Source organism: Brevundimonas sp. UBA7838, from assembly GCF_002500885.1.
Classification (GTDB): Bacteria; Pseudomonadota; Alphaproteobacteria; order Caulobacterales; family Caulobacteraceae; genus Brevundimonas; species Brevundimonas vesicularis_C.
On the sequence record NZ_DLTK01000066.1, the window covers coordinates 1 to 25,511 of the forward strand.

A 25,511-nucleotide genomic window follows, 5' to 3' on the forward strand; every position below is an offset into this window, starting at 1 on the left:
CGCGGCGCTGGGCGGCTCTGGCCTGTTCGCGCACCCGCCCCGCCAGGGCGCCTGTGCCCAGGGCCACGCCCCAGAAGAGCAGCAGGGTCAGAAAATCGGTCGGAGAACCGATCAGGAAGCTGTAGCGCGGCTGGAGGAACAGGAAGTTGTAGGTCAGAAAGGCCAAGGTCGCCGCCGCCAGTGCGGGTCTGAGGCCGTTCAGCACCCCCGCCGCCACAACCGCCGCCAGATAGATGACGCCCAAATCGACCCGCTCGAACCGGGTGTCGAGCAAGAGAGCGGCCCCCGTCGCCGCCAGGACGAACCCCGCCCCCGCCGGATAGCCGCGCCAGTCCAGCGCCGCCCTGACGCCGGACTTGGCCGCCGGTTCGGGCGCCGTCAGATCGCCCTCGGTCACGACGTGGACGGCGACCCCTTGCGCCTTTCGCAACAGTTCGGTCGCCAGCGCCCGGCCGGTCCATTCGGCGAACCGCCCGCCGCGCGTCTTGCCGATGACGATCTGGGTGACGTTGTTGCGGTAGGCGTGGTCCAGAACGGCGCGCACCACGTCGTCGCCGCTGATCGTCAAGGGCCGTCCGCCCAGCTGCTCTGCCAGCTTGAAGGCTTCGGACAACCGTCCCGCCGACCGAGCGTCGGCGCGCGATCCACTGGGCCGCTCGACATGGGCCACCGACCAGGGGGCGTCCATCATCATGTCCGACATCCGCCGACCGGTCCGAACCAGGGAGGCGGTCATGGCGTCGCCGCCGACCAGAACCAGGATCCGCTCGTTCGCCGCCCACGGCCCCGACACACCCCGCTCGCGCAGGTGGGTCAGAAGCTGGTCGTCCACCGTCTGGGCCGCCCGCCGCAGGGCCAGTTCGCGCAGCGCCGTCAGGTTCTCGATCTTGAAGAAGTTTTCGGACGCCACCCGCGCCGTTTCGGGCACATAGACCTTGCCCTCCACCAGACGCGCCCGCAGGTCTTCGGGCGTGATGTCGATGACCTCGATGTCGTCGGCGCCGGTCAGGGCGCTGTCCGGCACCGCCTCGCGCTGGCGCACGCCGGTGATGCGCAAAATGACGTCGGACAGGCTTTCCAAATGCTGGATGTTCAGCGTGGTCCAGACGTCGATGCCGGCGTCGCGCAGTTCCTCCACATCCTGCCAGCGCTTGGGATGGCGCGAGCCGGGCGCGTTGGAATGGGCGTATTCGTCGACCAGCAGCAGTTCGGGCCGTCGCGCCAGAGCGCCGTCGAGGTCGAACTCCATCAGGGCGCGGTCGCGGTGTTCGATGGGCGCCCGCGGCATGACGTCCAGCCCGCGCAGCAGGCTCATCGTCTCCTTGCGGCCGTGGGTCTCGACCACGCCGACGACGACGTCCAGCCCCTCGGCCTTTCGACGGCGTGCGGCGCGCAGCATCTCATAGGTCTTGCCCACGCCAGGTGACATGCCCAGAAACACCTTCAGCCGCCCGCGCTTGCGGCGCGGAACGGCTGAAGTCGCGGGCGTTGCGGGCGCCGTTTCGGGCAATCAGCCCTCCGCCCCGAAGCGGGCGTCCAGCGCGCGATTAGTCAGCAGGACATTGACGTGCGGCTGGCCGATGAAGCCCAGGAAGGACCCCTCGATGTGCGCGTCGATGATGCTCTGGACCTGTTGCACGGGAACGCCTCTGGCGCGGGCGATCCGCGCGGCCTGAAGCCGAGCGTAGGCCGGGGACACGTCCGGGTCGAGGCCTGAACCCGATGTCGTCACCGCATCGGCGGGGATGACGCCAGGGCCGTCCTCGGCGCGGATCGTCTGGGCGCTTTCGGCGACGCGCGAGATCAGGTCCGGGTTCAGCGGCCCCATGTTGGAGCCGGACGAAGCGGCGGCGTCATAGCCGTCGCCCGCCGCCGACGGGCGCGGATGCAGATAGGTCGCGCCGACGAAAGGCTGGCCGATCAGGGACGAGCCGACGACCCGCCCGCCGGCGTCGCGCACCAGACTTCCGTTGGCCTGGTCCGGGAAGGCGACCTGGGCGATGCCGGTGACGGCCAGCGGATAGGCCAGGCCCAGCAGCAGGGTGAACAGGGCCGTCATGACGAGGGCCGGGCGAAGTTGGTTGACCATTTTCGTCGCCTCAGAAGGTCGCCTTCAGCGTGGCTACGGCGCGCGCGCCGTAGATGTCGCCGAAGTCGTGTTGATCGGTGTCGTGATAACGCAGGTCCACCGCCAGCTTGTCAGTCAGCTGATAGGCCGCGCCCAGGTTCCAGGTGGTGTAGTCCAGGTCCGACGACACCCACTGACGGCCGACGGCGCCCGAGACGGTCCATTTGTCGGCAGGGCTGACCGCGCCGTTGACCTCGGCATAGGTCGCCTCGTCCTCGGCCGCGCCGAAGAAGTCGGGCGAATAATAGACGGCGGCGCCCAGAGTCGCCGGACCAAAGGCGCGCGAAGCGGCGGCTTTGAACTCGACATAGTCATAGTCGGCGCCGTCCGGCTGACCGGCGTAGAGATAGCCGATCACGCCGAAGTCCAGCGCATAGCCGGCGACCTCTGGCCGATAGCCGGCATAGAGATCGACCTCGGCGTCCGTGTCGTCGCCGAAATCGACGTTGGAGGCCCAGCCGCCGGCGTAGAAGCCGTTCCTGGTCACATCGACGCCGGCCGAGATGGCTGGGTTTTCCTGGGTTTGGCTGACGCCGCGGAAGACGTAGTCGGAGGTGACGGCGACGTTAGCCGACACGTCCTGGGCCTTGGCTTCGCTGCACAGGCCCAGACTGGCGAGACCGACGATACAGGCGGCGGCGAACCAGGCGTCGTTGCGGCCCGAGGCCTTGGAGAGGGATTTACGCATTGGGTTTCTCTATTCGAATAGGATGGATGGCCATGGGATTGGAGCGGGTGCGTGGATCGGTCTGCTGCAGCGTCGCCACGCCCCACATCACGGCGATGACCAGCACCGCCACGACGAGTTGCAGGATGCGAGAGACCTCCCGACGCATCACGCCAGACCCAGGCCCGAGATGAGCAGATCGATCAGCTTGATGCCGACGAACGGGGCGATCAGGCCGCCCAGGCCGTAGATCAGCAGGTTGCGACCCAGGAGAGCGCCGGCGCCGATGGCCCGGTATTTGACGCCCTGCAGCGCCAGCGGGATCAGGGCGACGATGACCAGGGCGTTGAAGATCACCGCCGACAGGATGGCGCTCTCGGGGCTGTGCAGGCGCATGACGTTCAGCGCGCCGAGCGACGGCAGGGCCACCACGAACGTCGCCGGGATGATGGCGAAATACTTGGCTACGTCGTTGGCGACCGAGAAGGTCGTCAGGGCGCCGCGCGTAATCAGCAGTTGCTTGCCGACCTCGACGATCTCGATGACTTTGGTCGGGTCGCTGTCCAGATCGACCATGTTGCCGGCCTCGCGCGCGGCCTGGGCGCCGGTCTGCATGGCCACGCCGACATCGGCCTGGGCCAGGGCCGGGGCGTCGTTGGCGCCGTCGCCGCACATGGCGACCAGGCGACCCTTGGCCTGTTCGGCCTTGATCAGGCGCATTTTGTCCTCAGGCGTGGCCTCGGCGAGGTAGTCGTCCACCCCGGCTTCCGAAGCGATGGCGGCGGCCGTCACCGGATTGTCGCCGGTGATCATGACGGTGCGCAGGCCCATGCGGCGCAGGTCGGCGAAGCGCGCCTTTACGCCCGGCTTGACCACGTCTTTCAGGTGGATGACGCCGACCAGGACGCCGTTCTGGGTCACGGCCAGGGGCGTGCCGCCCGAGCGGGCGATCCGGTCCACGGCCTGGCGGAACTCGGCCGGGGCCGAACCGTCGGTCAGGTTCAGATCCTTCAGCACCGCATCGACCGCGCCCTTCCGCCAGCTGTCCTTGCCGACGTCCAGGCCCGACTGGCGGGTGACGGCGGTGAAGGGAATGGCGACGGCGCCGGCGGGCTGATCGACCGAGACCCCGGCGTTGCGACCCAGCTCGACGATGGACCGGCCCTCGGGCGTTTTGTCGGCCAGCGACGCCATGACGGCGGCGGCCAGGGCGGCCTCGGGGCGCACGCCCGGAACCGGGATGACCTCGGTCGCCATGCGGTTGCCGAAGGTGATGGTGCCGGTCTTGTCGAGCAGCAGGGTGTCGACGTCGCCTGCCGCCTCCACCGCACGGCCCGAGGTGGCCAGCACGTTCACCTTCAGCAACCGGTCCATGCCGGCGATGCCGACGGCGGACAGCAGGCCCCCGATCGTGGTCGGGATCAGGGTGATGAACAGGGCGCCCAGCACCATCGGATCCAGATCGACGCCGGAATAGGCGCCCAGGCCCACCAGGGTGACGACCGCGATCAGGAAGATCAGGGTCAGGCCGGCCAGCAGCACGGCCAGGGCCAGCTCGTTGGGCGTCTTCCGGCGGTCCGCGCCCTCGACCATGGCGATCATGCGATCGAGGAAGGTCGAACCGGGCTTGGCGGTGATGCGCACCTTGATCCAGTCCGAGACGACGGTCGTGCCGCCGGTGACGGCGGAACGGTCGCCGCCGCTTTCGCGGATCACCGGGGCGCTCTCGCCGGTGATGGCGGCCTCGTTGACCGAGGCGACGCCCTCGACGATCTCGCCGTCCGAGGCGATCACGTCGCCGGCCTCGACCAGGATGATCGACCCGACTTCAAGCTCCGACGCGTTGGTCGGGACCACGCTGCCTGTCTTCGGATCGACGATCAGCTTGGCCTTGGTCGTGACGCGGGTGGCGCGCAAGGAATCGGCGGCCGCCTTGCCGCGCCCCTCGGCGATGCTTTCGGCGACATTGGCGAACAGGACCGTGGCCCACAGCCACAGCGCCAGCTGCACCGCAAAGCCCGCCGCCTGACCGCCCGCGATGGCCGCGGCCGCCGACAGCGTGGACAGAAGCGCCACGATCCAGGTGGTGAAGATGACCGGATTGTTGATCAGCTTGACGGGGTTCAGCTTGACGAAGGCGTCGCCGACGGCGCGTCCGATCATCTGTCCCGAGAGGCCGCCCGCGAGAGGCGACGCACGGCCGCCCTCGCGCGGATCCAGAGTTATTTGTGTCATGTCAGGATGTCCGAAGGATCAGGCGCCGGCGACCGCCGCGAGCACCTGGAAGTGCTCGACGATCGGCCCCAGGGCGAGGGCGGGCAGGAACTGCAGACCGCCGAGGATGAGGATCACGCCGATCAGCAGGCCGATGAACAGGCCGTTGTCGGTCGGCAGGGTGCCGGGGCTGGGCGCCAGCTTGGGCTTGACCACCAGACTGCCGGCGATGGCCAGAACGGCGACGGCCGGAATGAACCGCCCGAACAGCATGCCCAGACCCAGGGTCGTGTTCCACCAAGGGGCATTGGCGGTCAGGCCCGCAAAGGCCGAGCCGTTGTTCGCCGCCGCCGAGGTGTAGGCGTAGAGAATCTCCGACAGGCCGTGCGGCCCCTTGTTCAGCAGACCCGCCAGCGCCGTCGGGAAGACGGCCGACACGGCGGTGAAGCCCAGGATGGCCAGCGGCAGGATCAGCACCGCGATCATGGCGAACTGGATCTCGCGCGCCTCGATCTTCTTGCCCAGATATTCGGGCGTGCGACCGACCATCAGGCCGGCGACGAAGACCGACAGCAGGGCCATGACGACCATGATGGCGATGCCCGACCCGACGCCGCCGGGCAGGATCTCGCCCAGCTGCATCAGGAACATCTGCAACCCGCCGCCCAACGGCATGAAGCTGGCGTGCATCGAGTTGACCGAGCCGTTCGAGGCGCCGGTCGTGACCACCGACCAGACGGTCGAGGCGGGCGCGCCGAAGCGGACCTCCTTGCCCTCCATATTGACCGAGGCGTCCACGTGGGCCGCGACCAGGGCCGGGGCCGGCTGGGTCTCGATCACATACATGGCCGCGCTCGCGGCGCTCAGCAGGATCAGGGCGGCCGCCGCCAGGGCGCGGATGTCGCGTCCCGCCATGGCGGTGCGGCCGAAGGCGAAGAAGGCCGCCCAGCCCATGACGTTGATCGCCACGGCGGTCAGCAGATTGGTGATGGCGTTCGGGTTCTCGAACGGATGGGCGCCGTTGACGTTGAAGACGCCGCCGCCGTTGATGCCCAGCTGTTTGATCGCCACCTGGCTGGCGGCCGGGAACAGCGGCAAGGTCTGGGACCCGCCCTCGACGCCGGTCGCCGTCACCTGGGCCGCCAGGCTCTGAACGATGCCGAGACCGGAGAGGGCCACGGCCAGGATCAGGGCGGCGGGCAGCAGGACATACAGGGTCGTGCGCGTCAGATCGGCCCAGAAGTTCCCGACCCCCTCGCCGCGATTGGCCACGAAGGCTCGCGCCAGGGCCGCCGCGATCGTTGCGCCCGTCGCCGCCGAGACGAAGTTCTGCACCGTCAGGCCGACCATCTGGGCGAAGGTCGACAGGGTCGCCTCCCCGCCATAGCTCTGCCAGTTGGTGTTGGTCACGAAGCTGACGGCGGTGTTGAAGGCCAGATGCGGCGACACGCCTGCGAACCCTTGCGGGTTCAGCGGCAGCACGCCCTGCAGACGCAGGATCGCATACAGCAGCACAAAGCCCGCCAGATTGAAGGCCAAAAGGGCGCCGGCGTATCCCAGCCAGCCCTGGCTGCGTTTCGGATCGACGCCTGCGGCGCCGTAGAAGACGGCCTCGACCGGCTTCAGCACCGGGTCCAGCCAGGTCCGCTCGCCGTTCCAGACGCGCGACATATAAACGCCGATGGGCCAGCCGAGCAGAACGGCCAGCCCAAGGGTCAGGGCGATCTCGCCCCATCCTTGAATGTTCATGAAATCCGTCCCGGTTCCTCAGAACCGCTCGGGCCGCAGCAGCGCCGCGACCATATAGACGGCGACGACCAGCGCCCCCGCCCCCCAGAGCATGGCGATCATCGTCATACCCGCTTCAACGCTGTGGCCAGCAAGGCAAAGACGGCGAACGCCCCCGCACCCACCGCCAGAAAAATCACATCGGCCAATGCGGCCTCCTCGCTCAAGTTCGAGCGGGAACAGACCACCGGGCGGCATAATGGCGCGATGCGAGTCCGGGCCGCCGACCTAAAGGATTCATAAAACTAAGGAAGCTGGGTCAGTCGCAGCGCTGGCCACATTTGAAGCGCCCGCAACCCGACCTTCTGAAGCAAGGGCGTGCTTGAGGATGCGCCGCGCAGCGCCCGGCCGTTTGGCTTCAGATCAAATAAGAAAAGCGCGGCCTTGCGGCCGCGCTTCCAGGTGTCTTCGTCGAGATGATCAGCCGCGACGGTTGTCGTAATCGCGGCGTTCGTAGCGGATCTGAGCCGAGAGGCGGTCGAAGCGACGGTCCAGGTCCTGGCGTTCCCAGGCGGTCAGGCCGCCGCGGCGATAGTTGGCTTCCAGACGCAGCAGGCTGTTGAACTCTCCGCGCAGACGGGTGGCCTCGCGGCGGCTCAGCTGGCCGTTGCGGACGCCCTGATCGATGCGGCGATCCAGGTTGGCCTGGCGGGCGTTGATCGACTGCCATGAGCCATAGCTGGCGTGATGGGGCGGGGCCGGGCGGTGGTGATAAGATTGGGCGAAGGACGGCGCGGCGACCGAGGCGGCGGCCAGGGCGATGGCGGGGACGATGAGCTTGCGCATGGCGATCTCCTCAAATGTTCTGCCGGTCGGGGTGACCAGCGATGAGGCGATTTGAGCACCCAGCGACTGAGCCGGTTCTGAACAGAATCGGTCAGGTTCGGTTCATCTGGATAAAAAAGACGTCACACCGCCGTCTTCTGATTTGGTCTCCGGTTTGGAGCAGCGTTCGCTTTAAACTATATGACGTATTCAGCGCCCGTTCAGATGATCGGGACTAGATCGGTCGCCATGTTTCGTAAACCCGCCCCTCTCCTGATCGCCCCTCCGGCCCTGGCTCTGGCTCTCGGTCTGGTCTTCGCGCCCGTCATGACGACGTCGGCGCAGGCCCAGTCGCGTGATCAGGATCAACGCTCGCAGGACCGTGGTCCGCGCGTCAGTCCCGACGAGGCCCGTCGTCGTGGCGGCGAGGCCGGCGGCGGTCGCCCCATCGACACCCAACCGCGCCGCGACGGCAACTATTCCGTCCTGGTCGAACGCGACGGACGCGTGCGGGAGGTCGTGGTCGACGGCCAGACCGGACAGGCGCGTCCCGACAACAACAATCAACGTCGCAGGCCGAACTGATGCGCGTGCTTCTGGTCGAGGACGACGCGGATCTGTCGCGTCAGCTTAAGGCGGCGCTGGGCGACGCGGGCTATGCCGTGGACCATGCACCGGACGGCGAAGAAGCCCATTATCTGGGTGAGAACGAGCCTTATGACGTCATCGTCCTGGATTTGGGCCTGCCCAAGATCGACGGCGTGTCGGTGCTGGAGCGCTGGCGGCGCGAGGGCAAGACGACGCCGGTCCTGATCCTGACGGCGCGCGGCGCCTGGTCGGACAAGGTGGCGGGCTTCGACGCCGGCGCCGATGACTATCTGACCAAGCCCTTCCATACCGAAGAGCTGCTGGCGCGTCTGCGGGCGCTGCTGCGCCGCTCGGCGGGCATCGCCTCGGCGACGCTGTCGTGCGGCGGCTTGCGGCTAGATCCCCGCGCGGCGCGGGCCAGCGTCAATGGCGAGCCCCTGCGCCTGACCTCGCTGGAATACCGGCTGCTGCACTACATGATGATGCATCAGGGCCGGGTCATCAGCCGCACCGAACTGGTCGAACACCTCTACGATCAGGACTTCGACCGTGATTCCAACACCATCGAGGTCTTCATCGGCCGGGTGCGCAAGAAGGTCGGATCGGACCGGATCGAGACCGTGCGCGGCCTCGGCTATCGGCTGACGCCGCTGGCGGGCGAATCCGACCCGGCGTGACCGAGGCGACGGCTTCGAAACCCAACGCCGACGCGCTCCACGACTGGGGCCGCTGGTTCGGTCGCCCCGGTCGCTCACTGACGCGCCGGCTGATCTGGCTGGCCTCGGCCTGGATCGTGGTCGCTCTGGTCATTTCAGCGCTGGTGCTGACCCAGGCCTTTCAGGAATCCGCCCTGCGGCGTCTGGGCGCCATGCTCAATGAGACGATCGACGAGATCGTGGTCGGCGCCAGTCGCACGCCGCAAGGCGAGGCCATTCCGCAGATCCAGGACGCCAGAACTCTGCGTCTGCTGTCGGGCAAATACTGGCAGATCATGGAGGTTCGCCCCAATGGTCAGTTGGTCAGCCTGGCGCGTTCGACCTCGCTGTGGCGCTATGACCTGGCCCTTCCCGCCGACCTGCCTGCGCGGCTGGATGCGGCCTTCGGCGACGTCATCACCTTCAACACCACCGGCCCCAAGGACGACGCCGAGACGCGCGAGCCTTTGCGCGTCGCCGCCAGCATGAAGTCCATCCCCCGGCACGAACACCCGGTCATCTTCATCGCCGCGCTGGATCGCTCCGACGTCGACGCGGACACGCGCCAGTTCGCACGCGTAACCTGGATCGCCTTCCTGATCTTGGGGCTCGGCCTCGTATCGGCGGTCTTCATTCAGGTGCGTATCGGCCTGCGCCCCCTGTTCGACCTGCGCGATGAGATCGCGGATGTACGCAAGGGCAGGTCGGCGCGGATCGGCCGCTCCTATCCGCAGGAAATTCAGCCCTTGGCCGAGCAGGTGAACCGCCTGCTGGATCACAATCAGGAGGTCGTGGATCGCCAGCGCACCCACGTCGGCAACCTGGCCCATGCGCTGAAGACGCCGATCTCCGTCATGCTGGCCGAGGCGGGGACGAGCGAGGGCGATCTGCCCGAGTTGGTGCGGCGCCAGACCAAGATCATGCAGGGCCAGGTCGATCACCACCTGCGCCGCGCCCGCGCCGCCGCCCGCGCCGCCCACGGTCTGGGCGAGACGACGCCCGTCGCCGAAGTGCTGGACGAGCTGGCGGTGATGATCGAACAGGTGTTCCGCGACAAGAACGTCGAGATCGACTGGCGCGCGCCCGACAGCCTGTCCTTCCTGGGCGAGCGTCAGGATTTGCAGGAAATCCTGGGCAATCTGATCGAGAACGCCGCCAAGTTTTCCAGGCGCCGCGTGCGCGTCTCGGCGGGTGGCAGCGGCTTGGGCCAGATGATCCTGGTGGTCGAGGACGACGGCGCGGGGCTGCCGGCCGATCAGCGCGACACGGTCATGCAGCGCGGCGCGCGGCTGGACGAAAGCGCGCCAGGTTCAGGCTTGGGCCTGTCGATCGTTGACGACCTTACGCGCGCCTACGGCGGGCGGCTGATGCTGTCGGACAGCGACATGGGCGGGCTGAAAGCGGTGCTCGAACTGCCGGCCGCCCAGGTCGACTAGGGCTGCAAGTCGTCGCCCCGGCGGTAGCATTCGCAGGCCGCCCGTTCCAAGGCGGCGCGATCCAGCACCGTGATCCGGCCACGCGAATAGGCGATGGCTCCCGCCTTCTGAAGCCCCTGCGCCGCCTCGTTCACCGTGGTCCGCTGCGAGCCCAGCATGGAGGCGAGATACTCCTGCGTCAGGTTCAGGGTGTCGCCCTCGACCCGGTCGTGGCAGCGCAAGAGCCATTTGGCGAACCGCTGCCCGGCGTGGTGCAGGGCGTTGCAAGCGGCTGATTGCTCCAACTCGCCCTGAAGTCGGGCCATGTATTCGGCGACGGCGTCGCGAACGCCCGGCCGTTGCGCCGACAGGGCGCGGAACTTGGCGGCGTCCACCCGGCGCGCCGTCCCGGCGACCTGGGCCACGCTGCGGGTGTGGGCATGGTGCGGCACGACCGAGGCGACGACGCCCAGCACGCCTTCGCGCCCGATCATGACAGTCTCCACGGTGCGGCCGTCCTCCAGCACTGCGACCGAGGAGCAGAAGCCGCTGTCGATGAAATGCAGGTGCTCGATGGCGTCGTCAGGCTCGCTGAACACATGGCCGGGCGCGAATTCCACCGGAGTGGCGATGGCGAGGAGAGCGTCGCGATCGTCGGGGTTCAGCCCTTGGATCAATCGGTTGCCAGGCGAGAGGCGGTTCATAAGTTCGCGCATAAGGCGATCTGAGCGCGGCGTCTGTCGAAACTCGACACAGCGTTGCTATATGTCACGCGGCTTTCTGGGGAAAAGTCGTGTCTTTACCGCGTTGTGTACGCGATCGGGCAGAGCGCAGCCGAGGCTCAGCGGGTGACGCGGCCGACCAGACGCCCGGCTTCCAGCACTTCGACACCTGCGCAGGAGGCATGGCGCGCCAGCTGCGACCGCGCAGCTTCCAGCGCCGTGGCGTCATCGGCGCCGTCGAAGAAGTCGAGCAGCGGACGGCGATCCGCCTCGTCGAAGAAGTGAAACTCGTAAATGTTCAAGCGAACGGCTCCCAACGATGCGAACCGTAGCGGCAAACGCCCACCGGCGTCTGTCGGATGTCGACACAGCCACAAGCGGAGCCTTTGCCTCGGCCGGTGCGTTGAGGGCGTCCTGACGTGGGAGACATCATGAACGCCGCCAAGACCCTTCGCCTGCCGCCGCTGGCGACCCTGATCGAATGGGCGGCGCGGGTCGGCTATGGGGCGCGAGGCTTCGTTTACCTGTCGGCTGGAGCGCTGACCCTGCTGGCGGCAACGGACCGGATCGGCGATGCGGTGGGGACCAGCGGGGCGGCGGGCTGGCTGGCCGAGCAGCCGTTCGGCAAGGTCTGGCTGGTGCTGCTGGGGCTGGGCCTGTGGGCCTTCGTCGGTTGGCGGGTCTTGCAGGCGGTGTTCGACGCGGATCACGAGGGCAGCGACCTGAAGGGCTGGACAACGCGCGCGGGCCAGGCGGTCAGCGGCCTGTTCTACGGTGTGCTGGCGTCGGGGGTGTTCGAATATCTGGACGAGTTCGGCGAGGCGACGAACGCCTCTGCGGCCCAGGCCGAGAGCGTAGCCGAGAACCAGGAGAAGGCGGCCATGCTGCTGGGGATGCCGTTCGGCGAGGTGCTGCTGATCGGGGCGGGGCTGGTGGTGCTGGGCGTCGGCGTCGGCAATATCGTCAGAGCCATCCGCGACGACTTCGACGACGCCCTGGCCTGCCCCAAGGCCTTCTGCGGCACGGCGACGGCGCTGGCGCGAGCGGGCTATGCGGCGCGCGGGTTCGCCTATCTGCCGCTGGGGGTGTTTGTGGTTCTGGCGGGGCTGCATGCGCGCTCGGGCGAGGTGACGACGACGGCGGCGGCGCTGGATGCGCTGGAGGCCCAGCCGGGCGGATCGTGGATCCTGGGGCTGACGGCGGCGGGGCTGATGGCCTTCGGCGCCTTCGCCTTCGTGGAGGCGCGCTGGCGCCGGATCCGCCCACCCAGGGATTTGAGCCTGGGCTGAGACTTGTCGCGCGGCGCGGCGTCGCCATATCCTTATGCAACACACGCTGTTCCAGAAGGCCGCGCCATGAACGCTCCGCTCAAGACCCTGAAGATCGACTTCGTCTCCGACGTCGTCTGCCCCTGGTGCGTGGTGGGGCTGGGCGGGCTGGACTCGGCCCTGGACGTCCTGAAGGACGAGGGGATCGCCGCCGACATCGCCTTTCAGCCGTTCGAGCTGAACCCCCAGATCGCGCCCGAGGGCGAGAACATCGTCGAACACATCGGCCGCAAATACGGTGCCTCGCCTGAGCAGTCCGCCGCCAACCGCGCCATGATCCGCGAGCGGGCGGGCGAGGTGGGCTTCGACATGCGCATGACCGACGACAGCCGCATCTGGAACACCTTCGACGCCCACCGGCTGCTGCACTGGGCGCATGAGACGGCGCCAGACAGGCAGAAGGCCCTGAAACAGGCGCTGTTCACCGCCCACTTCACCGAGAACAAGAACCTGACCGACGCCGGGGTCCTGACCGCCGCCGCCGAAAAGGCCGGGCTGGACCGGGCCGAGGCGGGCGAGGTGCTGGCCTCGGGCCGCTACGCCCAGGCCGTGCGCCAGGCCGAAGACCTGTGGCGCGCACGCGGCATCACCTCGGTCCCGGCCGTGGTGGTCGAGGGCAAATACCTGATCTCGGGCGGCCAGCCGGCCTCGGTGTTCGAAGAGGCCCTGCGCAAGATCGCGTCGGAGGTGTGAGGGGGGTGAATGGTGAGTGGTGAATCGTGAAAAGAGGCGCGCCTATTCACCAATCACCCCTCGCGACTCACCTTCAGCCCGGCGGTTCGGCTTTAGACCCCGCCCCCGCAAAAACACCGTCTATTTCGTCTAATTCGTCTGATCTCGGGGCCGGTTTCAGGTCGTCGAGCGCCTCGAGGCGGGCCATCAGGGCGTCGCGGCCGGCGTAATCGCCGCGTTTGAGGGCGCAGGCTTCGCGGGCGATCAGTCCGACCTGTTCGGCGAGGGCGGCGGCGCGCTCGCCCAGGTCAGGTTCCTTCGGTTGGGCCGGGGGTTTGGCCGGCGGCGGCGCGAGTGGGGAAGGGGGCGGAGCGGCCGCCATCCGGCTCAGGTCGGCGTGCAGCCGCACCCAGCGCGCGGCCTCCAGCGCGCGCCCGGCCTGAAGCGCCCGGTTCAGCCGAACCAGGGCGTGGGCCGCCATGGCGCAATAGTCGGGCAAACCGTCGGCCGTCTCGGCCTCCAGGTCGATCGGCTCGCGTAGCGGATCGGGCTGATCCTCGCGCCGCCAGCCTGCGTCCCTGGCGCGGGCGCGAAAGGTGCTGACCGCCATGCCATAGACGGCGCTGACCTCCTCGGCCGTGGACCCCGCCAGATAGGCCGTGCCCGCCGCCTCCCACGCCTCTTTCGACAGCCGGCGATAGCCCCGGTTCTGCACCCGGTCGGCCGCACGCGCGGCGGGGTCCGAGGTGACCAGATCGGGCAGCCGCAACAGATGCATCGGCAGGCCGTGCGCGCGCCAGAAGGCCGCCTCGGCCTCGGGCGAGGAATCGTGATGCAGGGCGTCGCGATACGTCTGCTCCAGACCCGCCTCGCGCAGGATGCGGATCTGATCCAGCGCCTGCTGGGTCATCGCATCGTAAAACGGATCGCGCGGCCCCTCGAACCCGCCGTCGTCATAGCTGTGGTCGTCGTCCATCCCATCCCCGGCCTGTCGCCCGCGCCCGACACAGGACGCGCCGCCAGTCTAAGGCCGCCCCGGAGCGTGATCGGGTAGAGGGCGTCGATTTCGCGAAAGGCGAGGGATTTCAACGGCCGGGGCAGGGACGTCGTGCATAGGTAGGCGGGCTAGCTGTGCATCCCCTCTCCCAATGGGAGAGGGAAGGTTAGGCCCGCTTCTTCGGCGCAGGCGCGGCGTCGGCAGCGGTGACCAGATGCCCCTTCCAGCCGGGAGGCGGCAGGAACTTGCCGGACTTCTCCTCGCGTGTGCCTTCGCGCGCGATCCGGGCGGCGTCGCGTCCGGCTTTCAGAACGGTTTCTCGGTCGAAGAGCATCTTCATTTCGGCCCCCAATCTAACAGTTCGAGGCCGTCGTCGCTACTCGCATAGACCTCCCACGCGTCCACCAGCGGTTTGTAGGTCGTCTCCAGATAGTCGAGGCTGAGCGCGAAGCGGCGACGCAATGTGTCCTCGGGAATGCCGTGACCACCCTGGGCCACGCGGCGCGCCACGCGGGCGACGGAGAAGTCCGCCGAGGGCGGGCGCAGATAGATCAGTTCGACCCGGTATCCGGCGGCCTTGAACCGGCGGAGACGCGGGGCGTGAGAACGGGTGGCCAAGGTCGTCTCCAGCACCACGTCCGCCCGCTCGACGAACAAGGCGTCCAGCTGCTCCAGCACCAGCCGCCCGGCCGCCAGATCGCGCGCCGCGCCTTCGCCCGTAAGACCCCGCGCGACCTCGTCCGGGTTCACGAACCGAAACGCCTCCGCCCGCTGACGCAGGAAGCGGTTGATGAAGGTGGTCTTGCCGGCGCCATTGGGTCCGGCGAGGAGGACGAGGGTGGGCAGGGCCGCTCCTCTAGCTTAAATTTGCTGCGGCAACCGCGTCGCGTAGTGAACACGGTTGGACGGACCGAACCTTCCGCCATGCGGACCCGGGGGCAGCCATTTTTTCAAGTGAGTATTTCCCGCCGCTTTCTATTACCCTGATTTTCGCCTTGCCACGGTATAGTACAGGCTCAGGCTCAAGCCTCCAATCTGATAACGATGCGCGAAGATTGTTCAGCTTAGCTATCAATGTAGAAGGACTGTCGAGGCGGACTGCGACCGATATTTTGCAGCATTTTTTGATGAGCGCGATCAGTTCAGGCGGGCACCAAGCCGGTAACGAGTCAAAATCGAGCAGCTTTCCTTTTAGAATCTTCTGCTCGACAATGCTATTTGCGTAGATCTGATTGTCGGGCTTTGAAAGCTTTTCGTATGCGGATAACTCCTTCGAGTTAAGCCATGCTGTCTCTTCGTACGGAAGTTGGCCCCCCAAAAGTTGATATAAGACCACACCAAGCTGATACACGTCGCCCTGAGGGTATGCTCGCGAGGATTGTATCTCCTCTGGAGTTCGGTATAAAAGTGAGTGTCGAGATACGGTCGCAGCGTATCCGCTATCGCCCTTTTTTACCACTGACCCAAAGTCGCCGATAAGTAAGCGACCGTTGCTGTCGCAGAATATGTTCGACGGTTTCAGGTCTCGATGGATGTATCCTTTGGAGTGAATGAAGCTGGCGCCGGTGGCCACGTCGATGATCATATCGACGGCCTTCCTTACGCCGATCTGATTTGCTTCGATCACGTCATCTAAGTCACCGGCGTCGCAGAACGGCGCGATGAAGTACGCATAGCTTTGATCGATGGCAGCAGCGTCATCCACTTTCAAAACGTGCGGAGAGGCAAGCATCGATAAGAGTCTGGGCTCCATGTGAGCCCCATCTCCCCAGTAGTAAAATTTCACCACAACTTTGCGGTCTAAAAGCTTGTTCTTTCCGATAAGCACGTAGCCGTTTGCGCCCTTCTCGTTGAAGGATTCAAACTCAATGCGTTTCGTTAGCTTTTGGGCCGTCTTTGTGAGGTGTTCGGGAAGTTTGGTAAGGTCGATAGCCAACTGATGACCTACGATTTCGACGCCCGGCATATAGCCGCTCGATATGCATCGGCTTGGTAAGCCAGTATCGTTGAAGGAAGTCCACCAAGATTCGTCTTCTCAATTTTTGCAATCGCCTGAGGACTGACGAACGATGTTGGTGTTCCGGACAGCTGGAAAAGCGTCTCGATTTTGAAAGTCACTCCTCCAGCAGCACGTAAGCCTGTCGCAAGACGGGACTTAATTGCAAATTCGTTGATCTTATGCTGCCGAGCAAATTCTTCTATAGCGGACTTCATAGTCAGCAATGCTTGTGGGTCACGATCATTCGTCAATGACAGTTTTTTGACGGAACACTTGAGATGATCCCAGCCATCATCCGAACTCTCGACAACAGCGAGCACCGCCTCCTTGGCTCTAATTTCAACGCCGCAAAAAATCACTGACCACGCCCCCAGGTTGTGATTTCGAGGCTACACCATACAATTACGTGCCGCTAGTGCTCGTGTTTATCTGCTGCATGTGCGTCGCTAATGCCAAGCTCCAGCATTAAGGCGAGGTCTTCACACCTTCACCTCCACCACCCCGCCGCCGGCGCGGAACTTCGCGCTCATCTCCGCCATGCCGGCCTCGGCCTCCGCCAGCGAACCGCCCGCGTCGTTCTGGGCCTGGGCATCGCGGCGGATGTCCTGGCTGATCTTCATGCTGCAGAATTTGGGGCCGCACATGGAGCAGAAGTGGGCGGTCTTGTGGGCCTCCTTGGGCAGGGTGGCGTCGTGGTATTTGCGGGCGGTTTCGGGGTCGAGGCCCAGGTTGAACTGATCCTCCCAGCGGAACTCGAACCGGGCGCGTGACAGGGCGTCGTCGTGCAGGCGGGCGGCGGGGTGGCCCTTGGCCAGGTCGGCGGCGTGGGCGGCGATCTTGTAGGTGATGACGCCGTCCTTGACGTCCTGACGATCCGGCAGGCCCAGGTGCTCCTTGGGCGTGACGTAGCAGAGCATGGCTGTGCCGAACCAGCCGATCATGGCCGCGCCGATGGCGGAGGTGATGTGGTCATAGCCCGGCGCGATGTCGGTGGTGAGCGGGCCAAGCGTATAGAAGGGCGCCTCGTGGCAGTGCTTCAACTGCTCGTCCATATTCTGTTTGATCTTGTGCATCGGCACGTGGCCGGGGCCCTCGATCATGACTTGGCAGCCCTTGGCCCAGGCGATCTTGGTCAGTTCGCCCAGGGTGCGCAGCTCGGCGAACTGGGCCTCGTCATTGGCGTCGGCGATGGAGCCGGGGCGCAGGCCGTCGCCCAGGCTGAAGCTGACATCATAGGCGCGCATGATGTCGCAGATGTCCTCGAAATTCTCGTAGAGGAAGCTCTCCTTGTGGTGGGCCAGGCACCACTTGGCCATGATGGAGCCGCCTCTGCTGACGATGCCCGTCACCCGCTTGGCCGTCATCGGCACGAAGGGCAGGCGCACGCCCGCGTGGATGGTGAAATAGTCCACGCCCTGTTCGGCCTGTTCGATCAGGGTGTCGCGGAACACCTCCCACGTCAGGTCCTCGGCTATGCCGTTCACCTTCTCCAGCGCCTGATAGATGGGCACGGTGCCGATGGGGACGGACGAGTTGCGGATGATCCAGTCGCGGATGTTGTGGATGTTGCGGCCCGTCGACAGGTCCATGACGTTGTCGGCGCCCCAGCGGGTGGCCCAGACCAGCTTGTCGACCTCGTCGTCCACGGAGGACAGGACCGCCGAGTTGCCGATGTTGGCATTGATCTTCACCAGGAAGTTGCGGCCGATGATCATCGGCTCGACCTCGGGGTGGTTGATGTTGTGCGGGATGATGGCGCGGCCGCGGGCGATCTCTTGCCGGACGAACTCGGGCGTCACGAAGTCGGGGATGCTGGCGCCGAAGTCCTCGCCGTCGCGGATGCAGGGGCTGTTCTGCTCGCGGCGCAGGTTCTCGCGGATGGCGACATATTCCATCTCGGGCGTGATGATCCCGGCCTTCGCGTACTCGTACTGGGTGACCGGGCGCCCCTCGACGCCCTTGAAGACGCGGTGGTGGGAGGTGTCGAAGCGCGGGGCCAGGTGGCGGCCCGACGCATGGCCGTTGTCCTCGGGCTTGACCTCGCGCGGGTTGGCGACGGGGGCGATGTCGCCGCGATCCCGCTGCCAGCTGGATTTGACGTGGGGCAGGCCCTTCTTGATGTCGATCGTGACGGTCGGGTCGGTGTAGGGGCCCGAGGAGTCATAGATGGTCACCGGCGGCTCGTTGGCGGATGCGTGGACGGCGACCTCGCGGAAGGGGACGCGAATGTCGGGGTAGAGCTCGCCCTGGACGTAGACCTTGCGCGAGCCGGCCCGTTCGCCGGTCGGGATGGTCCCGGTCTCCTTCATCACCTGTTCGCGCGCGTCTTTCAGCGCCAGATCCACATTGGGTTCCTCGGGCAGGGCGGGCGGAGTGACTTGGATGTTCATGGCGGCCTCAAACGGTTTGAGGTCCGCCGACGTCGGGCGCGAGGGTCCTGTAGCGTGAGGACCGATAGCGTTACTCATCCCTTCGCCGGCATGACCCGGATCAGGTTCGACGGGTCAGAGGAGAAACCTCTATCTCAGCCGCTCGATTGCGACCCCCCGGAGAACGCCTGCAGGCTAACCCGCGTCGCGGCGGATGTCGAGTTGTCCGAAACCGCACATAAGTCGTTGTAGGCGCGGCGGATTTATTGGGCTATGCGCAAAGCTTGGGCCGGATGCCGGCGTCGGCGGAGTGAAACGAGGATATGAGCCTGAACCTGGAACGCGTCCTCTACACCAGCCGCGCGCGCGGCAACGCCGACAGCCTGATGATGCAGGTGGACATCCTGGCCACGTCGCAGCGGAACAATGCGCGCGACGACCTGACCGGCGCGCTGCTGATCCACGACGGGCGGTTCCTGCAGGTGCTGGAGGGCGCAGCGCAGGATCTGGACCGGCTGATGACGCGCCTCGCGGGCGATCCGCGTCATGACGAGGTGGTGGTGATCGAGCGCAAGCCGATCCCGGCGCGCGGCTTTTCCGGCTGGGCCATGGCCAGCGTGCGCGTGACCCCGGCGCTGGAGGAGACGCTGCGGGCCACGGTGGACGGCGCCGGCGCGCCCCAGCAGACGGTCGAGCGGATGCAGGACGCGGTGCTGGCCCAGGCGGCGTGAGCGCCCTCTAGGGCGCCGACCAGCCCTTGACCGAGACGGCCGCCGCGCGCGGATCGGCGTCGAAGCGGAGGTAGGCCTTGGCGTGGCCGTGGCCGGGGACGTAGTCCAGGCTGGCGGTCGCGGTCTGGTCGCCCAGAACCCCTTCGATATCCACGGCGGCGGCGGTGTCGTCGCCGTCGTTCTGGACCCGGACGGTCGCGACCTGGCCTGCGGCGGTGACGTCCACGGCGACGATGCGGGCGCTGAGCGCGGGCGGGGCCGTGGGCTGGAGCGCCTCCCACACCACGATGGCGATGGCGGTCAGGGTGATGACGGCGCCGAGCAGGGCCATGCCCCATTGCAGCAGAGGGCGGGTCGATATGGCGGGCTTTGTCTTCGTGGGCATGGGTCAGACCAACAGACGGGCGGCGGCGGCGCCGATGGCGGCGGGGAAGCCCAGGACGACCATGGTCTGGACCACGCCGGCGACGGCATGGCCGTCGGTGCGGCCGAACAGGAACAGGGTGAACAGGCTGACGGCCAGGGCGATGGCGTAGCCGGGCAGGGTGAAATGCAGGAAGGCCTTGATCGGATGATCGGCCTCTTCCTGACCGGCGAAGCCCGCCTTGAAGACGATCAGGTGGAGTAGAAGGATTGAGACGGCGATCAGGGCCAGGATGTGGGCGGGCGTCGCCTTGTAGGCGATCAGGATCATCTCCTCGGTCGGGGCGACGTTCAGGGCGAAGAACAGGGCGCCGGCCGCCATCAGGAACAGTTCGCCGAAATAGGAGGCCTGATCTTCATCGGTGTCGCCCCCGCCGTCGCCGCTGAGCTGACGCCGGGCCAGAAGCGCGCCCATGGCGCCGGGAATGGCCTGAAGCGCGACCATGCCCAGGCCCTCGCGCGGCGGCGCGTCCCATTCGACGACGCCGAACAGGATCAGCAGCACCGAGGCGGTGATGAAGCCGACCGCCAAGGCCACGGCGGTGTCCAGCGCATCGTTGACCGGCCCGCGTCGCTTGGAGAAGCCGGCGTAATAGGCCAGGCCGTAAAGCAGCGGCAGGCCGGCGACGATGAAGGTCAGCAACCGCCAGCGGTCCATGATCACGCCCTGAGCCCACATCTCCATCGTCATCAACAGCGGGATGTTGAACACCAGGGCGCCGGCGAAGGCGCGGCCCAGATCGCGGACATAGGCGCGCTCGCGTTGCAGATCCAAAGGGGGCGCGGCGGCGGTCATGCGACGGCAACGCTTGGACGTCGGCTTTGGCTCCGGACCGCTGGTCGAACGGCGTTCAGGCGGCGTTCATTCGCAGCCAAGCTTGGTGTCAGCTCTAGGGAGAGGGAACGATGAAACAGATCAAGACGGCCGCCATCTTGGCGATCATGGCGTGCGCGGGATTGACGGCCTGCGCCTCGGTGGATGTCGGCGGCGCGCCGATGGCCCTGTCGCCAGCCATGGCCGAGCAGGCGCGGATCGGCAGCGTCACAACCACGACCGGCTGGCTGGACGCCGAGGACGACTTCGCCGACACCTTCAACGACGAGGTGCTGAACGAAATGGGGCTGTGCGCCGGCGGCCGGCATCGGCTGAACCTGAGCATCCATGTCGAGGCGCTGAGCCGGGCGCCGCGCCTGGCCATTCTGGCCGGCGATCGCGCCGAACACCGGATGCGTGCGACCGCCGAGCTTCGCGATCCGGCGCAGGCCGGTCAGGTGGTCGGACGTTATCCGCTGGTCGTGACGGTGGATGCGGGGGCCGGGGTGCTGGACGCCCTGATGGACCGGCAGGCGGTCACGTCCCACGCCTTCGCCCAGGCCCTGTGCGACGCCGCCTTCGTCGCCCCGACGCGTGTGGCCGAGGCCGGCGCGCCGGGCTGAGACCGAGGGCGCGCGAAGGGGCGGCGGCTGGGGCTGGACGCTTTTGAATGTCACGGGCGCGGGCTATCAAGACGGCGAACAGGAAACCGTCCCATGCATCTCGCCCGTTTCGCCCGCATCCGCCTGGCCCATCTGCCGACGCCGCTGGAGCCGCTGCCCCGTCTGTCGGAAGAGTTGGGTCTGGATCTGTGGATCAAGCGCGACGACTGCACCGGCCTGGCGGGCGGCGGCAACAAGACGAGGAAGCTGGAGTTCCTGCTGGGCGCGGCGTTCGAAGAGGACGCCGACACGCTGGTGACGCAAGGGGCGGTGCAATCGAACCATGTGCGCCAGACGGCGGCGGCGGCCGCCGCGCACGGTCTGGCCTGCGAGATCATTCTGGAAGAGCGGACGGGGTCCAAGGCGACGGACTATGTCGGCAACGGCAACGTGCTGCTGGACCGGCTGTTCGGCGCGACCCTGCGCACCGTGCCGGGCGGGACGGACATGGTCGCCGAGCTGGAGAAGACGGCGGCCGAGGTGCGGGCGCGGGGCGGCAAGCCCTATGTCATTCCCGGCGGCGGATCGAACCCTACGGGGGCTTTGGGCTATGTCGATTGCGCGCGCGAGATCGTGGTCCAGGCCGATGAGATGGATCTGGAGGTCCACCGGATCGTGACGGCGACGGGCAGCGCGGGCACCCATGCGGGTCTGGTCGCCGGGCTGGCGGTCATGGGGGCGGACATTCCCGTGCTGGGCATCGGAGTGCGGGCGCCCAAGGACAGGCAGGAGGCGAACGTCTTCAAACTGGCCGAGGAGACGGCCGCCCTGCTGGGGCAGACGGGACGGGTGACGCGCGAGCAGGTGGTCGCCGACTGCGACTATGTCGGCGAGGGCTATGGCCTGATCGACCAAGGCGTAATCGACGCCATGACCCTGGCCGCGCGTCTGGACGGGATCGTGCTGGACCCGGTCTATTCCGGCAAGGCGATGAAGGGGCTGATCGCCCTGGCGCGCGCCGGCCGGTTCAAGGGCGAGACGGTGGTGTTCCTGCACACCGGCGGGGCGCAGGGGCTGTTCGGCTATCAGACCGAGATCGAAGGCGCGCTGTAGGCGCGCCGTCCGTCATGGACTCGCGCGAGGCGACGCTGGCCCTGCTGGCCGCCCGGGCCGAGGACGCCACCGTCTGCCCCAGCGAGGTCGCGCGGGCGGTCGCGGGCGAAGACGGCGCGTGGCGCGAGGCGATGCCTGACGTTCATGCTGCGGTGGACGCCCTGGTGAACGAGGGCGCGGTGCGACTGAGCTGGAAGGGGCGGCCGCTGGCGATGCGTGCGGGGCCCTATCGGATCGCGCGGGCTCGAGGCGGTGAAGACGGGGGCGGCGGGTGACGGTGCGCGAGATCGAACCTGTCCCGCCGGCGCTGTCTTTGGCGGCGGTGTTTCTGCGGTTCCTGCGGTTCGGGCTGCTGGCGTTTGGCGGGCCGGTGGCGCAGATCGCGATGATCCGGCGCGAGCTGGTCGATCAGGACGGGTGGATGTCCAGCGCGCGGTTCAACCGGCTGCTGGCGGTGTTGCAGGTGCTGCCGGGGCCGGAGGCGCACGAGCTGTGCGTGCACATGGGCATGCGGGCGCGGGGGCGGATCGGCGGCCTGCTGGCGGGCCTGGGGTTCATGCTGCCAGGGCTGACCCTGATGCTGGGGATCGGATGGGCCTATGTGGCGCTGTCGCCGGTCGTGGGCCTGCTGGCCTGGGCGTTCCTGGGTGTTCAGGCGGCGGTGGTCGCGGTGATCGTGCGCGCCGTCTGCAAGATCGGATCGCATATCCTGGAGGATCGCTGGCTGTGGGCCGTCGCCGTCGTCGGCTTTGCGGCGACCCTGGCGGGTGCGGCGTTCTGGATCGTGCTGGCGGCGGGCGGGGCGGTCTATGTGCTGGCCCGGGCCGGGCGGGTCGGCTTGGCGGGCGGGGTCGTGGCGCTGGCGGTTCTCGCAGCCTTGGCGATGCATGGGCTGGGGGACGGCGGGCCGGTCTTGGGACAGGCGTCGGGGCAGGGGGGCGACGTGGGCGCAGCCGCGATGTTCTGGACGGGGCTGAAGGCGGGGCTGTTGACGTTCGGCGGCGCCTATACCGCCATCCCCTATGTGCGCGCCGATACGGTGGGGCGCGGGCTGATCGACGATGGGGCGTTTCTGGACGGGATCGCCTTTGCGGGGGTGATCCCGGCGCCGCTGGTGATCTTTTGCACCTTCGTCGGCTTCGTGGTCGCGGGCTGGGGCGGGGCGCTGGCGATGACGGCCGGCGTGTTCGCGCCCGCCTTCGCCTTTTCGATGATCTTCTATGAGCGGCTGGAGGCGGTGGTCGAGGACCGGCGGCTGTACGATGGTCTGGCCGGGGTCGCCGCCGCCGTCGTAGGGATCATCGCTGCGACCAGCGTGGAGCTGGGCTGGGCGACCTTGCAGCGGGCGCCGTCGATGGCGGCGGCTGCAGCGATCTTTGCGGGCGCCCTGGCGGTGGCGTGGGCTTGGAAGAGCCGCTACGCCGTGCCGGCAGTTCTGGCCGCCGCGGCGGTCGTGGGGTGGGGCGTGATGCGATGAGCAAGATCCTGGGCGTGATCGGCGGCATGGGACCGGCGGCGACGGTGGCGTTTCTGGCGCGGGTGCAGGCGCTGACGCCGGCGGATGGCGACGCCGATCACATCCGGGTGGTGATGGACCTGAACCCCCAGGTGCCCGATCGCAACACGCGGCCGGGCGAGGCCGAAGTGGTGCTGGGACAGATGGCCGAGGGATTGGCGGCGGCGGGGGCCGAGGTGATCGCCATGCCCTGCAACACCGCCCACGCCCAGGCGGGCGGGATCCGGGATGTGTGCGCGGCGAAGGGCCTGCGCTTTATCGACATGATCGCGGCGACGGCGGATGCGGCGGCGGCCTCTGGATTTAAGCGGATCGGCGTGCTGGCGACGCCGGGGGGCGAGCGGCTTTACACGCAGGCGCTGGCGGCGCGCGGGGTCGAGACGGTGCTGCTGGAGGGCGCGGACCGCGAGGCCTTCATGGCGCTGGTCTATGGGGTCAAGCGCGGCGATGTCGGCGAGGCGGCGCGGGCGGGGATGTTGCGGCTGGCGCAGGTCTTGGCGGATGCGGGCGCGCATCGGCTGATCGCCGGCTGCACCGAGGTTCCGCTGTTGCTGCGCGCCGAAGACGCCGCCGCGCCCCTGACGGATTCGGCCGAGGTGCTGGCCCAAGCGTGTGTGAAGGCGTGCGTGGAGGCGTGTCGGGTTGAGGCGCGGTTGCGGCTTGCTCCGCGCGTCGGGCCTGCCTAGTCATGGGCGGTGTCTATTCAGTCCCTGATCATCGATTGCGACCCCGGCGTGGATGACGCCGTGGCGCTGTTTCTGGCCTTCGCCGCGCCCGAGCTGGAGTTGCTGGCCGTCACCACGGTCGGGGGCAATGTTCGCGGCGCCAAGACCCAGCGCAATGCGCGCATCATCCGCCAGATCGCCGGGCGCGAGGAGGTGCCGGTGTTCGGCGGGGCCGAGCGGCCGCTGAAACGTCCGCCGGCGGGCGCGGGCGAGTTTCACGGGGCCGAGGGTCTGGGCGATCTGGAGCCGTTCGAACCGACGGGGATCGTCGGCGACGGGCCGGCCGCCAACGCCATCGTCGATCTGGTGATGAGCCGGCCTGAAGGCTCGGTCGCCATCGCCGTCCTGGGGCCGATGACCAATCTGGCGCTGGCGATGCGGCGTGATCGGCGGCTGGCCGAACGGCTGGGGCCGGTGGTCGTCATGGGCGGGGCGCGGTCGGAAGGCGGCAATGTCACCGCATCCGCCGAGTTCAACATCTGGGCCGATCCGGATGCGGCGGCGGTGGTGTTCGGATCGGGCTGTCAGGTGGTCGCCTTCGGCCTGGACGCGACCCATCAGGTGCGCGCGACCGAGGACCGGATCGTGGCGATAGAGGCCATCGACAGCGAGGCCGCGCGGGCGGCGGCGTCGACGCTGCGGTTCTCGCAGCGGGTGGAGCGCAATATCGTGGGGTGGGATGCGGCCCCGTTGCATGACCCGTGTCCCATCGCCTGGCTGATCAAGCCCGACCTGTTCGAGACGAAGCCCTGCCGGATCGAGGTGGAGACGGGTTCGGACCTGACGCGCGGGCATACGGCGGTGGAGTTCCGGATCGATCCGGCGACGGCGCGGCATCGCTGGGCGGTCGCGGCGGATGCGCAAGGGGTGTTCGACCTGATCGTCGCCAAGCTGAAGGCCCAAGCTCTGGAGGTTGAGCCGCTGGAGGCCGGCGCATGAGGGTGACCGTCGTCGGCTCGATCAATCTGGATCTGGTGGCCACCGCGCCCCAACTGCCGGCGCCGGGCGAGACGGTGACCGGGGCGACCCTGGCGCGGCATCCCGGCGGCAAGGGCGCCAACCAGGCTCTGGCGGCCGAGAAACTGGGGGCAGAGGCCAGCCTGATCGGGCGGGTCGGCAATGACGCCATGGCCGGCGAGGCCTTGGCCCTGATGGAGGATCTGGGCGTCGATCTGGCGGGGGTGGAGGTGGATGTGGCGGCCCCGACGGGCGTGGCCCTGATCGCCGTCGATCCGACCGG

31 protein-coding genes and 1 riboswitch are annotated in these 25,511 nt (G+C 67.6%); of the genes, 13 read left to right on the forward strand and 18 right to left on the reverse strand.

Annotated features, from left to right (window positions below):
• The 8 genes from B3T77_RS05075 to B3T77_RS05110 all read right to left on the reverse strand — a co-directional run.
• Nucleotides 1–1,429, reverse strand: a 1,429-nt coding sequence (locus B3T77_RS05075; RefSeq protein WP_292077904.1) for a DUF4118 domain-containing protein, incomplete at its 3' end; no start/stop codon positions are given.
• A gap of 81 nt (nucleotides 1,430–1,510) precedes the next feature.
• Nucleotides 1,511–2,089 (reverse strand): K(+)-transporting ATPase subunit C, encoded by a 579-nt coding sequence (gene kdpC / locus B3T77_RS05080; RefSeq protein ID WP_292077845.1) that lies wholly within the window; start codon nucleotides 2,087–2,089, stop codon nucleotides 1,511–1,513.
• Between the two features lie 10 nt (nucleotides 2,090–2,099).
• The gene (locus B3T77_RS05085) at nucleotides 2,100–2,816 is read right to left on the reverse strand and encodes a TorF family putative porin (RefSeq protein ID WP_292077846.1); all 717 of its coding nucleotides are present in this window, start codon (nucleotides 2,814–2,816) and stop codon (nucleotides 2,100–2,102) included.
• Nucleotides 2,809–2,964 (reverse strand): hypothetical protein, encoded by a 156-nt coding sequence (locus B3T77_RS05090; protein WP_292077847.1) that lies wholly within the window; start codon nucleotides 2,962–2,964, stop codon nucleotides 2,809–2,811. Before B3T77_RS05090 ends, B3T77_RS05085 begins: the two co-directional genes overlap by 8 nt.
• Entirely contained in the window at nucleotides 2,964–5,030 is a 2,067-nt protein-coding gene (kdpB, locus tag B3T77_RS05095) for a potassium-transporting ATPase subunit KdpB (RefSeq protein ID WP_292077849.1), read from the reverse strand. Before kdpB ends, B3T77_RS05090 begins: the two co-directional genes overlap by 1 nt.
• 18 nt (nucleotides 5,031–5,048) lie before the next feature.
• On the reverse strand, nucleotides 5,049–6,758 hold the full coding sequence (gene kdpA / locus B3T77_RS05100; protein ID WP_292077851.1) for a potassium-transporting ATPase subunit KdpA: 1,710 nt from the start codon (nucleotides 6,756–6,758) through the stop codon (nucleotides 5,049–5,051).
• Nucleotides 6,759–6,776: 18 nt separating this feature from the next.
• A complete protein-coding gene (locus B3T77_RS05105; protein WP_105625212.1) occupies nucleotides 6,777–6,866 on the reverse strand; it encodes a potassium-transporting ATPase subunit F in 90 nt (29 codons plus the stop codon).
• Between the two features lie 351 nt (nucleotides 6,867–7,217).
• Nucleotides 7,218–7,583 carry a hypothetical protein gene (locus tag B3T77_RS05110; RefSeq protein ID WP_091750079.1) on the reverse strand — a complete coding sequence of 122 codons (366 nt, stop codon included), beginning with the start codon at nucleotides 7,581–7,583 and terminating at the stop codon, nucleotides 7,218–7,220.
• A gap of 228 nt (nucleotides 7,584–7,811) precedes the next feature.
• Here B3T77_RS05110 and B3T77_RS05115 point away from each other — a divergent pair, with 228 nt between their 5' ends.
• Genes B3T77_RS05115 through B3T77_RS05125 form a run of 3 tightly spaced genes read left to right on the forward strand, consistent with a single transcriptional unit; the run spans nucleotide 7,812 to nucleotide 10,281 of the window.
• The gene (locus B3T77_RS05115) at nucleotides 7,812–8,147 is read left to right on the forward strand and encodes a hypothetical protein (protein ID WP_292077856.1); all 336 of its coding nucleotides are present in this window, start codon (nucleotides 7,812–7,814) and stop codon (nucleotides 8,145–8,147) included.
• On the forward strand, nucleotides 8,147–8,827 hold the full coding sequence (locus B3T77_RS05120) for a response regulator transcription factor (protein WP_017505887.1): 681 nt from the start codon (nucleotides 8,147–8,149) through the stop codon (nucleotides 8,825–8,827). The genes B3T77_RS05115 and B3T77_RS05120 overlap by 1 nt, the downstream gene beginning before the upstream one ends.
• On the forward strand, nucleotides 8,824–10,281 hold the full coding sequence (locus B3T77_RS05125) for a sensor histidine kinase (protein WP_292077859.1): 1,458 nt from the start codon (nucleotides 8,824–8,826) through the stop codon (nucleotides 10,279–10,281). Before B3T77_RS05120 ends, B3T77_RS05125 begins: the two co-directional genes overlap by 4 nt.
• Here B3T77_RS05125 and B3T77_RS05130 read toward each other — a convergent pair.
• Both B3T77_RS05130 and B3T77_RS05135 read right to left on the reverse strand, forming a co-directional pair.
• Nucleotides 10,278–10,976, reverse strand: a complete 699-nt coding sequence (locus B3T77_RS05130; RefSeq protein WP_292077862.1) for a Crp/Fnr family transcriptional regulator — start codon at nucleotides 10,974–10,976, stop codon at nucleotides 10,278–10,280. The two genes, B3T77_RS05125 and B3T77_RS05130, sit on opposite strands and share 4 nt — an antisense overlap.
• Before the next feature lie 125 nt (nucleotides 10,977–11,101).
• Complete coding sequence (locus B3T77_RS05135; RefSeq protein ID WP_055806575.1) at nucleotides 11,102–11,284, reverse strand: hypothetical protein; 183 nt, start codon at nucleotides 11,282–11,284, stop codon at nucleotides 11,102–11,104.
• A 129-nt stretch (nucleotides 11,285–11,413) separates the two neighbouring features.
• Between B3T77_RS05135 and B3T77_RS05140 the strand changes: the two genes are divergently transcribed.
• Nucleotides 11,414–12,271: a DUF1206 domain-containing protein gene (locus B3T77_RS05140; protein WP_055807006.1), complete on the forward strand. Its 858-nt coding sequence runs from the start codon at nucleotides 11,414–11,416 to the stop codon at nucleotides 12,269–12,271.
• A 66-nt stretch (nucleotides 12,272–12,337) separates the two neighbouring features.
• Complete coding sequence (locus tag B3T77_RS05145; protein WP_292077869.1) at nucleotides 12,338–13,003, forward strand: DsbA family oxidoreductase; 666 nt, start codon at nucleotides 12,338–12,340, stop codon at nucleotides 13,001–13,003.
• Nucleotides 13,004–13,076: 73 nt separating this feature from the next.
• Here the strand turns inward: B3T77_RS05145 and B3T77_RS05150 are convergent, their stop codons facing one another.
• The 6 genes from B3T77_RS05150 to thiC form a co-directional block, all read right to left on the reverse strand.
• The gene (locus B3T77_RS05150; protein ID WP_292077870.1) at nucleotides 13,077–13,958 is read right to left on the reverse strand and encodes a hypothetical protein; all 882 of its coding nucleotides are present in this window, start codon (nucleotides 13,956–13,958) and stop codon (nucleotides 13,077–13,079) included.
• A 187-nt stretch (nucleotides 13,959–14,145) separates the two neighbouring features.
• The gene (locus tag B3T77_RS05155) at nucleotides 14,146–14,319 is read right to left on the reverse strand and encodes a hypothetical protein (protein ID WP_265149277.1); all 174 of its coding nucleotides are present in this window, start codon (nucleotides 14,317–14,319) and stop codon (nucleotides 14,146–14,148) included.
• Nucleotides 14,316–14,825, reverse strand: coding sequence for an AAA family ATPase (locus B3T77_RS05160; RefSeq protein ID WP_292077906.1), 510 nt, complete (start codon nucleotides 14,823–14,825; stop codon nucleotides 14,316–14,318). The genes B3T77_RS05155 and B3T77_RS05160 overlap by 4 nt, the downstream gene beginning before the upstream one ends.
• 10 nt (nucleotides 14,826–14,835) lie before the next feature.
• Nucleotides 14,836–15,945 (reverse strand): serine/threonine protein kinase, encoded by a 1,110-nt coding sequence (locus tag B3T77_RS05165; RefSeq protein WP_292077876.1) that lies wholly within the window; start codon nucleotides 15,943–15,945, stop codon nucleotides 14,836–14,838.
• Nucleotides 15,924–16,298 carry a DUF3010 family protein gene (locus B3T77_RS05170; RefSeq protein WP_292077878.1) on the reverse strand — a complete coding sequence of 125 codons (375 nt, stop codon included), beginning with the start codon at nucleotides 16,296–16,298 and terminating at the stop codon, nucleotides 15,924–15,926. Before B3T77_RS05170 ends, B3T77_RS05165 begins: the two co-directional genes overlap by 22 nt.
• Nucleotides 16,299–16,457: 159 nt before the next feature.
• The gene (gene thiC, locus B3T77_RS05175; RefSeq protein ID WP_409514553.1) at nucleotides 16,458–18,287 is read right to left on the reverse strand and encodes a phosphomethylpyrimidine synthase ThiC; all 1,830 of its coding nucleotides are present in this window, start codon (nucleotides 18,285–18,287) and stop codon (nucleotides 16,458–16,460) included.
• A gap of 140 nt (nucleotides 18,288–18,427) precedes the next feature.
• A riboswitch (TPP riboswitch) is annotated at nucleotides 18,428–18,537 on the reverse strand.
• Nucleotides 18,538–18,670: 133 nt separating this feature from the next.
• Between thiC and B3T77_RS05180 the strand changes: the two genes are divergently transcribed.
• Nucleotides 18,671–19,078, forward strand: coding sequence for a BLUF domain-containing protein (locus B3T77_RS05180; RefSeq protein ID WP_066554378.1), 408 nt, complete (start codon nucleotides 18,671–18,673; stop codon nucleotides 19,076–19,078).
• Between the two features lie 7 nt (nucleotides 19,079–19,085).
• On the opposite strand, the gene B3T77_RS05185 is transcribed toward B3T77_RS05180, so the two are convergent.
• Both B3T77_RS05185 and B3T77_RS05190 read right to left on the reverse strand, forming a co-directional pair.
• Nucleotides 19,086–19,463 (reverse strand): hypothetical protein, encoded by a 378-nt coding sequence (locus B3T77_RS05185; RefSeq protein ID WP_292077884.1) that lies wholly within the window; start codon nucleotides 19,461–19,463, stop codon nucleotides 19,086–19,088.
• Between the two features lie 3 nt (nucleotides 19,464–19,466).
• On the reverse strand, nucleotides 19,467–20,297 hold the full coding sequence (locus B3T77_RS05190) for a TIGR02587 family membrane protein (protein WP_045809874.1): 831 nt from the start codon (nucleotides 20,295–20,297) through the stop codon (nucleotides 19,467–19,469).
• A gap of 110 nt (nucleotides 20,298–20,407) precedes the next feature.
• Here B3T77_RS05190 and B3T77_RS05195 point away from each other — a divergent pair, with 110 nt between their 5' ends.
• The 7 genes from B3T77_RS05195 to B3T77_RS05225 form a co-directional block, all read left to right on the forward strand.
• Nucleotides 20,408–20,938: a hypothetical protein gene (locus tag B3T77_RS05195; protein ID WP_292077887.1), complete on the forward strand. Its 531-nt coding sequence runs from the start codon at nucleotides 20,408–20,410 to the stop codon at nucleotides 20,936–20,938.
• Nucleotides 20,939–21,031: 93 nt separating this feature from the next.
• Complete coding sequence (locus B3T77_RS05200; protein ID WP_292077891.1) at nucleotides 21,032–22,030, forward strand: D-cysteine desulfhydrase; 999 nt, start codon at nucleotides 21,032–21,034, stop codon at nucleotides 22,028–22,030.
• Nucleotides 22,031–22,044: 14 nt separating this feature from the next.
• Nucleotides 22,045–22,305 carry a DUF3253 domain-containing protein gene (locus B3T77_RS05205; RefSeq protein WP_292077893.1) on the forward strand — a complete coding sequence of 87 codons (261 nt, stop codon included), beginning with the start codon at nucleotides 22,045–22,047 and terminating at the stop codon, nucleotides 22,303–22,305.
• Between the two features lie 2 nt (nucleotides 22,306–22,307).
• Nucleotides 22,308–23,507: a chromate efflux transporter gene (gene chrA / locus B3T77_RS05210; RefSeq protein ID WP_292077896.1), complete on the forward strand. Its 1,200-nt coding sequence runs from the start codon at nucleotides 22,308–22,310 to the stop codon at nucleotides 23,505–23,507.
• Nucleotides 23,504–24,232, forward strand: a complete 729-nt coding sequence (locus B3T77_RS05215) for an aspartate/glutamate racemase family protein (RefSeq protein ID WP_292077898.1) — start codon at nucleotides 23,504–23,506, stop codon at nucleotides 24,230–24,232. Before chrA ends, B3T77_RS05215 begins: the two co-directional genes overlap by 4 nt.
• Before the next feature lie 9 nt (nucleotides 24,233–24,241).
• Complete coding sequence (locus B3T77_RS05220; RefSeq protein ID WP_292077900.1) at nucleotides 24,242–25,210, forward strand: nucleoside hydrolase; 969 nt, start codon at nucleotides 24,242–24,244, stop codon at nucleotides 25,208–25,210.
• A partial coding sequence (locus tag B3T77_RS05225) for a PfkB family carbohydrate kinase (protein WP_292077901.1) occupies nucleotides 25,207–25,511 on the forward strand: 305 nt, incomplete at its 3' end. The genes B3T77_RS05220 and B3T77_RS05225, both read left to right, overlap by 4 nt.